Source organism: Enterobacter sp. GER_MD16_1505_Eko_090 (assembly GCF_003331015.1).
GTDB lineage: Bacteria > Pseudomonadota > Gammaproteobacteria > Enterobacterales > Enterobacteriaceae > Enterobacter > Enterobacter roggenkampii.
This window is the reverse complement of record NZ_PUQF01000014.1, coordinates 44,324-57,220: the sequence shown is the minus strand read 5'-3', so window position 1 is coordinate 57,220 and position 12,897 is coordinate 44,324. Positions and strand designations below refer to the sequence as shown.

Below are 12,897 nucleotides of genomic sequence, written 5' to 3'. Positions count from 1 at the left end.
TTCAAATATCATCTTTTCAAATCAATTCTTATCGGAATAGCTCATGACGGAAGCGCAACGGCATCAAATTTTATTGGAACTCCTGGCGCAAACAGGGTTTATCACCGTCGAGAAAGTGATCGAACGTTTAGGGATTTCCCCTGCCACCGCGCGGCGAGACATTAACAAGCTGGATGAAAGCGGCAAGCTGAAAAAAGTTCGCAACGGTGCGGAAGCCATTAGCCAGCAGCGCCCCCGCTGGACGCCGATGAACATTCATCAGGCGCAGAATCACGATGAAAAAGTACGGATCGCCAGAGCCGCGTCGCAGCTGGTGAATCCCGGTGAGAGTGTCGTTATCAACTGCGGCTCTACGGCGTTTTTGCTGGGCCGCGAGATGTGCGGCAAGCCGGTGCAAATCATCACGAACTACTTACCGCTCGCCAACTATCTCATCGATCAGGAGCATGAGAGCGTGGTGATCATGGGTGGTCAGTACAATAAAAGTCAGTCGATTACGCTTAGCCCACAGGACAGCGAAAACAGTCTCTACGCCGGACACTGGATGTTTACCAGCGGCAAAGGCCTGACCGCTGAAGGTTTGTATAAAACCGATATGCTGACCGCGATGGCGGAACAAAACATGCTCAACGTGGTAGGCAAACTCGTGGTGCTGGTCGACAGCAGTAAAGTCGGTGAACGCGCAGGCATGCTGTTCAGTCGCGCAGAACAGATCGACCTGGTGATCACCGGCAAAGGGGCTAACCCCGAGATCCTCCAGAAGCTGGAAGATCAGGGAGTAAAAGTGCTGCGCGTTTAAAGGTGCTGGCGGAAAAACGCTACCGTGGCGTCGAGCGCCGCTGGCGTAATGCGGTGGCGAACGCCTGATTCCCACAAACAGGTCAGATTACCGTCCAGCCCTTCCTTCTTTAACGCCTGCTGCAGGCGGAAGGTACCGTCAGGTGGCACCACATCATCCGCGTCACCGTGCCACAGCAAAAGCGGGCGATCTGCGAGGCGCGGCAATGCCCGGGTTACTTCCCACTCTTCCAGCCTCGCGGTGATTTCCGCTAAATCCTGAGGGGGAAAAAGGGTCTTCGCCAGCGAGGTAAAATAACCCGAGCCCATCAGACAGGCGACCGACTTCACTTCTGGATGGTGCGTCATGATCCCCAGGGCTGTCATACCGCCCATCGACGCCCCGGCCACGGCCAGACGATGCTCGGCCACCAGCCCTGCCTCATAAAGCGCATCGCGCAATCCGGCAAACTCGGTCAGACTCCCGTGCAGTATGTGCCAGAACTGCCCAAGGCGCGCCTGCTCATTACCCATAAATCGTGCGCCGTGGTCAGGCGCATCCGGCATCACCACGCGAAAACCCGCCTGCGCCAGCGCGACCGCAAAGTAACTGTAAACCAGCTTCGATGAGGTAAATCCATGATAAAAAACCACTACAGGCAGCGGTTTATCACGTTTACCCGCTGGCATAGCGTGTAAAATTTCATGGTCGCCGAGATGGCGTATTTCAATTTCAATCATTGTCGACCCTGCACGAATGGATGATTCATAATGTTGAGAACTGGATTACGGTTTCAGGCTATTTTCATTCGAAAATTACGTCCCAGCTAACACTTCGGGAACATTCCCCCAAAACTAAATTCACAGACAACTACACTATGGCTATCAGGAAACGAGATATGGTTATGCACAGGTTTGCTGCTTTATTGCTGGTGTTTCTGCTCAGCGGCTGTAGCGCACTGCAGGGAACACCGCAACCCGCTCCCCCGGTTGCCGATCATCCGCAGGAGATTCGTCGTAATCAGACGGAAGGATTACAACGAATGGGCACCGTCTCCGCGCTGGTTCGCGGTTCGCCGGATGACGCAGAAGAGGCAATAAAGGCACAAGCCGTCGCCGCCAAAGCAGATTATTACGTCATTATTATGATCGACGAAACCATCATAACGGGACAGTGGTATTCACAGGCCATTTTGTACCGAAAATAATGGTTTACCTTTGAACGACATTTACACTGCTTTGCGTCCATAGACATTTTCCTGTCCACAATAAACTCCATGCCAGCGACAAGGAATGGGGGTTTATTCGCGAAGGATTGCCCGGCGGATACCGGAAATATGTGAAATGGAGCTGACGATGAAACGAACTCTTGCTTTGACCTCTCTGTTGCTCTCCGCAGGCCTGGTGAGCACCACCGCGCAGTCAGCAGAATTCGCCAGTGCTGACTGTGTAACTGGCCTGAATGAAATTGGCCAGATCTCCGTGAATAATATCTCGGGGAGCCCGCAAGACGTTGAACGCGTCGTGGCATTAAAGGCCGATGAGCAGGGTGCTTCCTGGTATCGCATCATCCAGATGCAGGAAGATAACCATATCGACCACTGGCGGGTACAGGCCATTCTCTACGTGTAAACTCCCTCCTGATAAAAGCCACTTATTTTTAGTGGCTTTTCGCTTTTGCAAATTTTTTATCTTATGAAAAAACAATCAATAACAACAAAATAACATTTTGTTACATTAATTCAGTAAACGTAATCTCCGCTCTGCCGTTGAAGAACCACACCTATTCAATGATGAGCAATTTATGATCAACGTTTTTCGCCGTGCAGGCCTGGGGGCGAAGCTGTCGCTGCTTACGGGCGTCAGTGTCGCCACGCTGTTTCTGCTTTTCACTTTTCTGCTCAGTCAAAAAGCCAGCCAGCAGCTTGAAGCCCTTGCGGTAGAAGACCTGCACAATCAGTCCACCGGCATGGTCGACATGGTGCAGATGTTTAACACCAGCCTGAGTGAAGAGGTTGAGAGTTATACCCGGCTGTTTACCACCTTTTTACCGCAGCCACTGAATATTGATACTTCCCAGGCTCAGACGATTAACGGACTCAGCGTCCCGCTTCTGAAAGGCGGTGACACCGGACTGCATCAAAACAACACCCTGTCTGACGAGTTCCTGAACCGTACGGGAGCCATTTCGACGCTGTTTGTACGCAGCGGTAACGACTTTGTTCGCGTAGCCACCTCCCTGCGCAAAGAGAATGGCGAGCGGGCGATGGGCACCGTGCTGGATACCGCCAGCCCGGCCTTTGCCGCCGTCAACAGAGGGGAAGTCTACCGCGGACTGGCGCTGCTGTTTGGCAAACGCTATATCACCCAGTATCAGCCGGTTAAAAACGCCGAAGGACAGGTCATTGCGATCGTCTTTGTTGGCGTGGACATTACGCACTCCTGGAACGTCATGCGCGAGAAAATCCTCACCCGCCGCCTGGGCGAGAGCGGTCACTTCTTCGTGCTGGATCGCAGCAACGGCAAAACGCGCGGGCAATACCTGTTCCATGCCGGTGAAGAGGGGCAGTTGCCGAAGTGGGACGACGCGACGCAGCAGCAGCTTCTGGGTGACAAGCCCGGCACCCTGGAACGCGTAAGCGACGACGGCCGCACGCTTAAAATGGCCTATACCCCGCTGCCAGGCTGGAACTGGACTATCGTGGGCGAAGTGGATAAATCGGTGCTGCTCTCAAGCGTTAACGCCATGCGCGATCGCTTCCTGCTGGCCGGCGTGGTCTTATCTATCCTGTTTGCTGGTCTGTTCGTGGTCCTTATTCGCCGTGTGCTGACCCGGCCGCTGAGCAATGTGATCCATCTTGCCCGGCAATATGCTGCAGGGGATCTCCGTTCCAGCCTGCCCGTGACGCGTCAGGACGAGGTCGGCCAGCTGATCGACGCCATTAACGGCATCGGCGGCGGCCTGCAAAAAATTGTTCTGCAGGTTCGCGAGGCCGCAGGCGAGATCCATTTGGGCACTAACGCGCTGGCGTCCGATACCGGCGAGATTTCTGAGCAGATCAACAAGCAGGCCAGCAGCGTGGAAGAGACCTCCGCCAGCATGGAGCAGCTGGCCGCCACCGTACAGCAAAATGCCGCCAACATGGAGCAAACGCAGCAGCTGGTGGGTGAAACCTCCCTCGCGGTCCATCAGGGCGGTGAGACGGTCACCCACGCCGTGTCGACCATGGACGACATTCGCGAGGCGTCAAAACGCATCGAAGACATCACGCGTGTGATTGAGTCCATCGCTTTCCAGACCAATATCCTGGCGCTGAATGCGGCAGTGGAAGCGGCCCGCGCGGGCGAGCATGGGAAAGGGTTTGCGGTGGTTGCGCAGGAAGTTCGCGCCCTGGCCGGACGCAGCGCCAACGCGGTGAAGGAGATTGAACAGCTGATTGCCGATACGCTCAGGAAAGTGAGCGAAGGCCATGCGCTGTCTGAACAGACGCGCCTGGCGATGGATGACATCATCATTCATATCGATAACATCAGCCAGCTGGTCACCGAGATTAACCATGCCTCACGCGAGCAGTCCGCAGGGATTGGCCAGGTGAATCTCGCCATGACCCACATTGGCGAAGCGTCGCATATTAATGCGGATCGTATCTCACGCAGCGAACAAACCGCTCAAACGCTGCGCGAGAAGGGGTCACATCTGGCTCAACTGGTGAGTCTGTTCCAGCTAAAAGACTAACCGACTCTGCCCGTCGCACGTAGCAGCAGGTCATTTTGCACCTGCTCGCTCATCAGCGTACCGCCACGGGTATCCAGCATCATGCGGCACCACGCCTGCGCCACCGGGGGCGATGCGTGCCGCAGCATCTGGCTTCCGGCACCCAGCAGGAAAAGCTGCTGCGCGATCTCCCGCCCCTGCGCTTCCTGAGGCTTACGCAGTTTTTGCTGAAGCTGTCGCCAGCTGCGGTCGAAGTGTCTGTCCTGCCCTTTCACCTGCGCAAACTCGTCGGCAAGCAGGTCGTGAATACCCGGCTGCTTCGCCAGCACGCGCAGCACGTCCAGGCACATAATATTTCCTGACCCTTCCCAGATGCTGTTCACCGGCATTTCGCGGTACAGGCGGGGAAGTTCGCTCTCTTCGCAATATCCGATCCCACCCAGCACCTCCATCGCTTCAGCCACAAACGGGATGCCCGCTTTACAGACGCTAAATTTCGCGGCCGGAGTAAAAAGCCGTGCCCATGCCGCCTCCTGCGGATCCGCGCGTTTATCCCACGCCCGGGCCAGGCGGAACAGCAGCGCAGTTTGCCCCTCCAGAACCAGCGCCATCCGGCTTAGCACTTCGCGCATTAACGGCTGATCGATGAGATTTTTGCCGAAGGTCTGACGCTGATGGGCATGGTACAGCGCCACCGAGAGCGCCCGACGCATCAGTCCGTGGCTACCCAGCGCGCAGTCAAAGCGCGTCAGACCGCCCATTTTGAGGATCTGCCGTACCCCTTCGCCCTCTTCCCCCAGCAGCCAGCCGGAGGCATCAAGAAACTCCACCTCGGTGCTGGCGTTGGAGCGGTTCCCGAGCTTGTCCTTAAGGCGCTCCAGCCGGACGGCGTTGCGCTGTCCGTCAGGTAAAAAGCGCGGCACAAAAAAGCAGGACAACCCGCCCTTCGCCTGTGCCAGCACCAGATGCGCATCGCTTTGCGGGACGGAGAAAAACCATTTATGGCCCACCAGCCGGTAGCTGCCGTCGCTGCATTTTTCCGCTTTGGTGGTGTTGCTCAGCACGTCCGAGCCGCCCTGTTTTTCCGTCATCCCCATACCGATCAGCAGGCCGCGTTTTTGCGCGCCAGGCGCCAGATGAGGATCGTAGCGATCGCTGAGCAGCGGCGTCAGCCAGTCGTGAAATAGTTTAGGGAGCGCCTGCTGCAGGAGCGGTGTCGCGGCAAACGTCATGGTGACGGGACAAAGCGTGCCTGCCTCAACCTGAGCATGAAGCACAAAGCGTGCGGCCCGGGCGACAAACGCCCCCTTACGCGCCTCCTCTTCCCATGCCAGGTTATGTACCCGATTGGCACACAGCCCCTGCATCAGCAGGTGCCATGCCGGGTGAAAGCGAACGTCATCCAGGCGCTCTCCGGTGGCGTCATAGCGAAGCAACTCCGGCGGATTCACGTTCGCCAGCCTGCCCAGCTCCAGCGACTCTGCGGTACCTAACTGCTGCCCGATGCTGGCGAGCAGTTCGATATCCCACTCGGCACCCTCACGCGAGACTGCGTCACGCAGCGCGCAGTCCGAGAGAAAAAGGTTGCTGTTAGAGAGTGGTGCGGGTTGATTGAAAACGGTATGAGTCTGCCAGTGCATACTGTCTCCCTCCTTCAGTGGCAATGTCGATAAGTATGGACAGACCGCGCACACGCTGCATGGGAGGGGAGTCACACGTTCACGATCCCGCTGATATCATTCGTGAAATAGCTCACAGAACATAAGAATAAACTATTTCATGACTTCGCTTTTGTTGAATAATTTATTCTCTCCCCCTTTCAGTGAGGAAAGTTATGCAACCGGATGCGCACAAGCGAGCATTAATTGCCGGCTCCATTGGTAACTTTATCGAGTGGTATGAGTTTGCGGTCTACGGTTTTCTGGCGACCGTCATTGCGAAGAACTTCTTTCAGCTTGAAGGGGAAGCGGGGCTTACCAGCCTGATCCTCACCTACGCCTCATTTGCCATCGCCTTCTTCTTCCGTCCGCTGGGTGCGGTGGTGTTTGGACGCATCGGCGACCGAATTGGCCGTAAGCCGACGCTCATTATTGTGCTGGTGCTCATGACGCTCGCTACCGCCGCCATCGGCATTGTGCCAGTCTACGCCAGCATCGGGATTGCCGCACCGCTGATCGTTACGCTGCTGCGCATCCTGCAGGGGCTGTTCGCGGGCGGCGAATACGGCGGTGCGGTCTCGCTGATGACGGAGTTCGCCCCGCGCGGCAAGCGTGGGCTCTATGGCGCCTGGCAGTCCTTTACCGTGGCGCTGGGGCTGTTAGCGGGTGCAGGCATCGTGGCGCTGCTCTCCGCCCTCCTCACGCCTGAGGCATTGCACGACTGGGGCTGGCGCATTCCTTTCTTCCTGGCGCTGCCCATGGGCGCTGTTGCGCTGTGGCTTCGCGTCAGCATGGAGGAGACACCCAGCTTTGTGCAGCAGCAGGACAAACCGACCGTCGCTCAGGCGGACATTGCCGCCACGCTCCGGGCCATCGTGATGGGGATTGGCCGCGTCATGGTCTGGTCAGCGGCGGGGTACACCTACCTGGTCATTATGCCGACCTATCTACAGTCGGCGCTGCACACCGGGTTTAACCAGGCGCTGTTGATCGCGGTAATTTCGAACGTTGGGTTTGCGCTGACCATCATTCCATCGGGGATCCTCAGCGATCGGATCGGGCGTCGCACGGTGATGATTATCGCCACCGCGCTGCTGCTGATCCTCGCCCTGCCGCTGCTGAAACTTCTGCAGGCGGAATCCAGCACGCTGGCGGTGAAAGCGATAGTGGTACTGATTGCGGGCGGTCTGGTGGGGATGTTGGCGGGGCCGGGCCCGGCGATGCTCTCTGAGATGTTCCCGACGCGCGTGCGCTATACGGGCCTGGGGCTGGCCTACTCATTGTCGAACGCGATTTTCTCGGGCTGTGCGGGGCTGATCATTACAGGCTTAATTAAAGAGACGGGTAACCTGGATATTCCGGCGTACTACGTGATGGCGACGGCGGTAGTGAGTATTTTCGCGCTGATGACGCTGAGGAAGGATGACCATCTGCGGTCACTGGAGGAATGAGGTTAATGCCCGGTGGCGCTACGCTTACCGGGCCTACGGTACCGTGCCTTTGTAGGCCGGGTAAGGCGAAGCCGCCACCCGGCATAACAGGCTACCCGCGCTGACGCACCGCTTCAAACAGGCAGATGCCCGTCGCAACAGACACGTTCAGGGAGGACACGCTGCCCGCCATCGGGATGCTGATCAGCTCGTCGCAGTGCTCGCGCGTCAGGCGACGCATGCCTTCACCTTCCGCCCCCATCACCAGCGCCAGACGGCCGGTCATTTTGCTCTGATATAGGGTATGATCCGCTTCACCGGCAGTACCGACGATCCAGATGTTCTCTTCCTGCAGCATACGCATGGTGCGCGCCAGGTTGGTCACGCGGATCAGCGGAACGTTTTCCGCCGCGCCGCAGGCCACTTTCTTCGCCGTCGCGTTCAGCTGCGCGGAGCGATCTTTCGGCACGATCACCGCATGCACGCCCGCCGCATCCGCACTACGCAGACACGCGCCGAGGTTGTGCGGATCGGTAACGCCATCGAGGATCAGGAAGAACGGATTCTCGAGCTCAGCGATCAGATCCGGCAGATCGTTTTCCTGATACTGACGGCCCGGCTTCACGCGGGCAATGATCCCCTGGTGAACCGCGCCTTCACTTTTCTCATCCAGGAACTGGCGGTTAGCCAGCTGGATCACCACGCCCTGCGCTTCCAGGGCGTGGATCAGCGGCATCAGACGTTTGTCTTCACGCCCTTTCAGAATAAACACTTCCTGAAAACGCTCCGGTGCGCGCTCGAGAAGGGCCTGCACCGCGTGGATGCCGTAAATCATTTCACTCATTGATGGTTCTCGTAATAAGTATTTCCCCTCTCCCGGTTGGGGAGAGGGTCAGGGTGAGGGGAGAATTTACTCCGCCTGCTTTTTCTTAGCCGCGCGCTTCGCTTTGGTGGCGGCCGCTATTTTCTGTGTCTTCGCGGAAGGTTTCTTCGCGGCACGGGCTTCTTTCTTCGCCGCCTTCGGCTTCTGCTTCTTCTCGCCGCGGAACGCACTGTCCGGCTCGAAGTTCACCTTCTTACCGGCCTGACGGCGCTTGCCGCTCGTTTTGCCGTTTCCGCCTTTTTTCGCTCTTTCGCGATCGGTTTTACCGACGTTACGCGGTGCGCGCTCGCTGGAGATCAGGCTGAAGTCGATTTTACGGTCGTCCATATTCACGGCCTCAACCTTCACTTCCACACGGTCGCCCAGACGATAGGTCTGGCCGCCAGATTCGCCGATCAGACGCTGACCGACCTGGTCGAAGCGGTAGTAGTCGTTATCCAGGCTGGAGACGTGCACCAGACCGTCGATAAACAGCTCGTCCAGACGAACGAAGAAGCCAAAGCCGGTCACGCTGGCAATCACGCCTTTGAAGACGTTACCGACCTGGTCCAGCATAAAGTCACACTTCAGCCAGTCCGCCACGTCGCGGGTAGCTTCATCGGCACGGCGTTCGGTCATGGAGCAGTGCTGACCCAGCTGCAGCATCTCTTCCATCGAATAGTGGTAGCCACCGGTTTCGGTGGTGTTCCCTTTATGGCCCTGCTCCTGCGCCAGCAGATACTTGATCGCACGGTGCAGCGAAAGGTCAGGGTAACGACGGATCGGCGACGTAAAGTGGGCGTAAGACTGCAGCGCCAGGCCGAAGTGACCGCGGTTTTCCGGATCGTAAATCGCCTGCTTCATCGAGCGCAGCAGCATTGTCTGTAGCATTTCTGCATCAGGACGATCGCTAATGGATTCCAGCAGCTCGGCGTAATCGCGCGGCTCTGGCTTATTGCCGCCCGGCAGCTCCAGGCCCAGTTCAGCCAGCACGGAGCGGAACGCGGTGATGGCTTCCGTCGACGGTTTATCGTGAATACGGAACAGCGCAGGCTCTTTGGCTTTCTCAACGAAGCGTGCCGCCGAGATGTTCGCCAGGATCATACACTCTTCAATCAGCTTGTGCGCATCATTACGCTGGGTCTGCTCGATGCGCTCAATGCGGCGCTCGGCGTTGAAGATAAATTTCGCCTCTTCGCTCTCAAAGGAGATCCCACCGCGCTCTTCGCGCGCCTGATCCAGCGTTTTGTAGAGGTTATGCAGCTCTTCGATGTGTTTGACCAGCGGCGCGTACTGTTCGCGAAGATCCTGGTCGCCCTGCAGCATATGCCAGACCTTGGTGTAGGTCAGACGCGCGTGCGAGCTCATCACCGCTTCGTAGAATTTATAGCCAGTTAAGCGCCCTTTGTTGGAGATGGTCATCTCGCAAACCATACAGAGGCGGTCAACCTGCGGGTTCAGGGAACACAGGCCGTTAGACAGCACTTCCGGCAGCATCGGTACAACCTGCGACGGGAAGTAGACCGAAGTACCGCGGCTGCGCGCTTCGTTATCCAGCGGAGTATGCGGACGAACGTAGTAGCTTACGTCTGCAATCGCTACCCACAGACGCCAGCCGCCACCGCGTTTTTTCTCGCAGTAGACGGCGTCATCGAAGTCACGGGCGTCTTCACCGTCGATCGTAACCAGCGGCAGGGAGCGGAGATCCACGCGGCCCACTTTGGATTCTTCCGGCACTTCTTCACGCAGGCTTTCGATCTGCTCTTCAACCGCTTTCGGCCAGATGTATGGAATTTCGTGGGTGCGCAGCGCCATATCAACGGCCATGCCGGTGCCCATATTATCGCCCAGCACTTCGACGATTTTACCTACCGCTTTGGTGCGACGAGTTGGGCGCTGGGTGAGTTCCACCACCACCACAAAGCCCATGCGGGCGCCCATCACCTCTTCAGGTGGGATCAGAATGTCGAAGCTCAGACGGCTGTCGTCCGGCACCACGAAGCCCACGCCCGCGTCGGTAAAGTAGCGGCCAACAATCTGGCTGGTTTTTGGCACCAGGACGCGCACGACGCGCGCTTCTCGGCGACCTTTACGGTCAGCGCCCAGCGGCTGCGCCAGAATTTGGTCACCGTGGATGCACATTTTCATCTGTTCAGATGAGAGATACAGATCGTCTTTACGGCCTTCCACGCGCAGGAAGCCGAAGCCATCGCGGTGACCAATGACGGTCCCTTTCAGCAGGTCGAGGCGTTCTGGCAGCGCGTAGCACTGGCGGCGGGTAAAGACCAGTTGCCCGTCACGCTCCATCGCGCGCAGGCGGCGGCGAAGGGCTTCAATTTGCTCTTCACCTTCAATGTTTAATTCAACAGCAAGTTCTTCACGATTGGCGGGTTTTTCGCGTTTTGTTAAGTGTTCAATGATGAACTCGCGGCTGGGGATAGGATTCGCGTATTTTTCGGCTTCGCGTTCCTGGAAAGGATCGTGTGACATGTCGGTTCCTCCGTTGTCAGCTCCGGTGGAAATTTTCTTCATTCCACCAGCAATAATTTATAAAGCGGTTGATTCTCTTCAACCAAATCGGCCAGCGTGTAGTTATCCAGCTCCTTGAGAAAACTTTGCACGGCCTTAGAAAGCGCCTTTTTCAGGCGGCAAGCGGGCGTGATGTGGCAGAACTCGCTGCTGCAGTTCACCAGAGACAGCGGCTCCAGTTCACGTACCACATCGCCAACACGAATACTCTGTGCCGGTTTACCGAGACGGATCCCACCATTCTTCCCGCGGACGGCAGCAACGTATCCGGCACGACTAAGTTGATTGATTATTTTGACCATATGATTACGGGATACGCCGTAGACCTCTGTGACTTCAGAGATACTGGTCATTTTCCCATCGGGTAACGACGCCATGTAGATCAGCGCGCGTAAGCCGTAATCGGTGAAACTTGTTAACTGCACATCAACCTCAGGAAAAAGGGAAATCGCGGACAAACCGCAGAGATATTCATTAATGATGATAAACCAGCCAGATAGTTAGCGGCTAATTTATTTGACAGACGGGGCGAAAAAGCGGAGATCCAGGAGCGGTCGCCGGATGGCGCTACGCTTATCCGGCCTACGGGTCTCCCCGCAGGCCAGCAGTCACGAAGATTATGCGTCGAACGGGTCGCGCAGGATCATCGTTTCAGTACGATCCGGGCCGGTAGAAATAATATCGATCGGCACTTCGGTCAGTTCTTCAATACGCTTGATATAATCCAGCGCCGCCTGCGGCAGGCCGCTACGCTCTTTCACACCGAAAGTGGTCTCAGACCAGCCCGGCATGGTTTCGTAGATTGGCTCAATGCCTTCCCAGTCGTCAGCAGCCAGCGGCGTGGTGGTCACTTCGCGGCCATCAGGCATACGGTAGCCTACGCAGATTTTCACTTCTTTCAGGCCGTCCAGTACGTCCAGCTTGGTCAGGCAGAAGCCAGACAGGGAGTTGATCTGCACTGCACGACGCACGGCAACCGCATCCAGCCAGCCAGTACGACGACGACGACCGGTGGTCGCGCCAAACTCGTTACCCTGCTTGCACAGGAACTCGCCGGTTTCATCAAACAGTTCGGTCGGGAATGGACCTGCACCCACGCGAGTGGAGTACGCTTTGATGATGCCCAGAACGTAATCCACATAACGTGGACCCAGGCCAGAGCCGGTCGCCACGCCACCCGCGGTGGTGTTGGAAGAGGTTACGTACGGATAGGTACCGTGGTCGATGTCCAGCAGCGTACCCTGCGCACCTTCGAACATGACGAAATCGCCACGCTTGCGCGCCTGGTCCAGCAGATCGGACACATCAACAACCATACCGGTCAGAATGTCTGCAATCGCCATGACGTCATCCAGCACTTTCTGGTAGTCAACAGCGTCAGCTTTGTAGAAGTTCACCAGCTGGAAGTTGTGATATTCCATCACTTCTTTCAGTTTTTCAGCGAAGGTTGCTTTGTCGAAGAGGTCACCCACGCGCAGACCGCGACGAGCTACTTTATCCTCGTAAGCCGGGCCGATACCACGACCGGTGGTGCCGATCGCTTTCGCGCCGCGGGCTTTTTCACGCGCAACGTCCAGCGCCACGTGATAGTCCAGGATCAGCGGGCAGGCTTCGGAGAGCAGCAGACGCTCGCGAACCGGGATACCACGGTCTTCCAGACCTTTCATCTCTTTCATCAGCGCCGCTGGAGACAGCACAACGCCGTTACCGATGATGCTGGTGACGTTTTCGCGAAGAATGCCTGATGGAATAAGATGGAGGACGGTTTTTTCACCGTTGATTACGAGAGTATGGCCTGCGTTGTGACCGCCCTGGTAGCGCACAACATATTTAGCCCGTTCAGTCAGAAGATCAACAATCTTCCCTTTACCTTCGTCACCCCATTGGGTGCCCAGTACGACGACGTTGTTACCCATTTTTTTCAAA

General features: G+C 56.9%; 11 protein-coding genes. 5 read left to right on the top strand and 6 right to left on the bottom strand.

From position 1 onward, the window contains the following. Nucleotides 1-43: 43 nt before the first annotated feature. Nucleotides 44-799: an HTH-type transcriptional regulator UlaR gene (gene ulaR, locus C6A40_RS16515; protein ID WP_008502904.1), complete on the top strand. Its 756-nt coding sequence runs from the start codon at nucleotides 44-46 to the stop codon at nucleotides 797-799. Here the strand turns inward: ulaR and yjfP are convergent. Next, entirely contained in the window at nucleotides 796-1,518 is a 723-nt protein-coding gene (gene yjfP / locus C6A40_RS16510; RefSeq protein WP_023293446.1) for an esterase, read from the bottom strand. The two genes, ulaR and yjfP, sit on opposite strands and share 4 nt — an antisense overlap. A gap of 137 nt (nucleotides 1,519-1,655) precedes the next feature. On the opposite strand from yjfP, the gene bsmA reads away from it, so the two are divergent. From bsmA to C6A40_RS16495, 3 genes are all read left to right on the top strand, one after another. Then, the gene (bsmA, locus tag C6A40_RS16505) at nucleotides 1,656-1,985 is read left to right on the top strand and encodes a biofilm peroxide resistance protein BsmA (protein WP_023616161.1); all 330 of its coding nucleotides are present in this window, start codon (nucleotides 1,656-1,658) and stop codon (nucleotides 1,983-1,985) included. Nucleotides 1,986-2,121: 136 nt separating this feature from the next. Further along, the gene (gene yjfN, locus C6A40_RS16500; protein ID WP_021240708.1) at nucleotides 2,122-2,409 is read left to right on the top strand and encodes a DUF1471 family protease activator YjfN; all 288 of its coding nucleotides are present in this window, start codon (nucleotides 2,122-2,124) and stop codon (nucleotides 2,407-2,409) included. A gap of 172 nt (nucleotides 2,410-2,581) precedes the next feature. After that, nucleotides 2,582-4,513 carry a methyl-accepting chemotaxis protein gene (locus C6A40_RS16495; protein WP_045335502.1) on the top strand — a complete coding sequence of 644 codons (1,932 nt, stop codon included), beginning with the start codon at nucleotides 2,582-2,584 and terminating at the stop codon, nucleotides 4,511-4,513. On the opposite strand, the gene C6A40_RS16490 is transcribed toward C6A40_RS16495, so the two are convergent. Further along, on the bottom strand, nucleotides 4,510-6,132 hold the full coding sequence (locus tag C6A40_RS16490) for an isovaleryl-CoA dehydrogenase (protein WP_045335501.1): 1,623 nt from the start codon (nucleotides 6,130-6,132) through the stop codon (nucleotides 4,510-4,512). The genes C6A40_RS16495 and C6A40_RS16490 overlap by 4 nt on opposite strands. Nucleotides 6,133-6,326: 194 nt before the next feature. Here C6A40_RS16490 and C6A40_RS16485 point away from each other — a divergent pair, with 194 nt between their 5' ends. Beyond that, entirely contained in the window at nucleotides 6,327-7,601 is a 1,275-nt protein-coding gene (locus tag C6A40_RS16485) for an MFS transporter (RefSeq protein WP_045335500.1), read from the top strand. A gap of 91 nt (nucleotides 7,602-7,692) precedes the next feature. Here the strand turns inward: C6A40_RS16485 and rlmB are convergent, their stop codons facing one another. From rlmB to C6A40_RS16465, 4 genes are all read right to left on the bottom strand, one after another. Beyond that, entirely contained in the window at nucleotides 7,693-8,424 is a 732-nt protein-coding gene (gene rlmB, locus C6A40_RS16480) for a 23S rRNA (guanosine(2251)-2'-O)-methyltransferase RlmB (RefSeq protein ID WP_008502911.1), read from the bottom strand. A 66-nt stretch (nucleotides 8,425-8,490) separates the two neighbouring features. Then, a complete protein-coding gene (gene rnr / locus C6A40_RS16475; protein ID WP_045335499.1) occupies nucleotides 8,491-10,932 on the bottom strand; it encodes a ribonuclease R in 2,442 nt (813 codons plus the stop codon). Between the two features lie 38 nt (nucleotides 10,933-10,970). Further along, a complete protein-coding gene (nsrR, locus tag C6A40_RS16470; RefSeq protein WP_023293453.1) occupies nucleotides 10,971-11,396 on the bottom strand; it encodes a nitric oxide-sensing transcriptional repressor NsrR in 426 nt (141 codons plus the stop codon). A gap of 192 nt (nucleotides 11,397-11,588) precedes the next feature. Beyond that, a complete protein-coding gene (locus tag C6A40_RS16465) occupies nucleotides 11,589-12,887 on the bottom strand; it encodes an adenylosuccinate synthase (RefSeq protein ID WP_006178975.1) in 1,299 nt (432 codons plus the stop codon). Nucleotides 12,888-12,897 lie beyond the last annotated feature (10 nt).

Bases quoted from the DNA above. Each gene is read 5' to 3' on its own strand.
- C6A40_RS16495 (WP_045335502.1), top strand. From the start codon at position 2,582: ATGATCAACGTTTTTCGCCGTGCAGGCCTGGGGGCGAAGCTGTCGCTG.
- rlmB (WP_008502911.1), bottom strand. From the start codon at position 8,424: ATGAGTGAAATGATTTACGGCATCCACGCGGTGCAGGCCCTTCTCGAG.
- C6A40_RS16490 (WP_045335501.1), bottom strand. From the start codon at position 6,132: ATGCACTGGCAGACTCATACCGTTTTCAATCAACCCGCACCACTCTCT.
- yjfN (WP_021240708.1), top strand. From the start codon at position 2,122: ATGGAGCTGACGATGAAACGAACTCTTGCTTTGACCTCTCTGTTGCTC.
- rnr (WP_045335499.1), bottom strand. From the start codon at position 10,932: ATGTCACACGATCCTTTCCAGGAACGCGAAGCCGAAAAATACGCGAAT.
- C6A40_RS16465 (WP_006178975.1), bottom strand. From the start codon at position 12,887: ATGGGTAACAACGTCGTCGTACTGGGCACCCAATGGGGTGACGAAGGT.
- bsmA (WP_023616161.1), top strand. From the start codon at position 1,656: ATGGCTATCAGGAAACGAGATATGGTTATGCACAGGTTTGCTGCTTTA.
- ulaR (WP_008502904.1), top strand. From the start codon at position 44: ATGACGGAAGCGCAACGGCATCAAATTTTATTGGAACTCCTGGCGCAA.
- C6A40_RS16485 (WP_045335500.1), top strand. From the start codon at position 6,327: ATGCAACCGGATGCGCACAAGCGAGCATTAATTGCCGGCTCCATTGGT.
- yjfP (WP_023293446.1), bottom strand. From the start codon at position 1,518: ATGATTGAAATTGAAATACGCCATCTCGGCGACCATGAAATTTTACAC.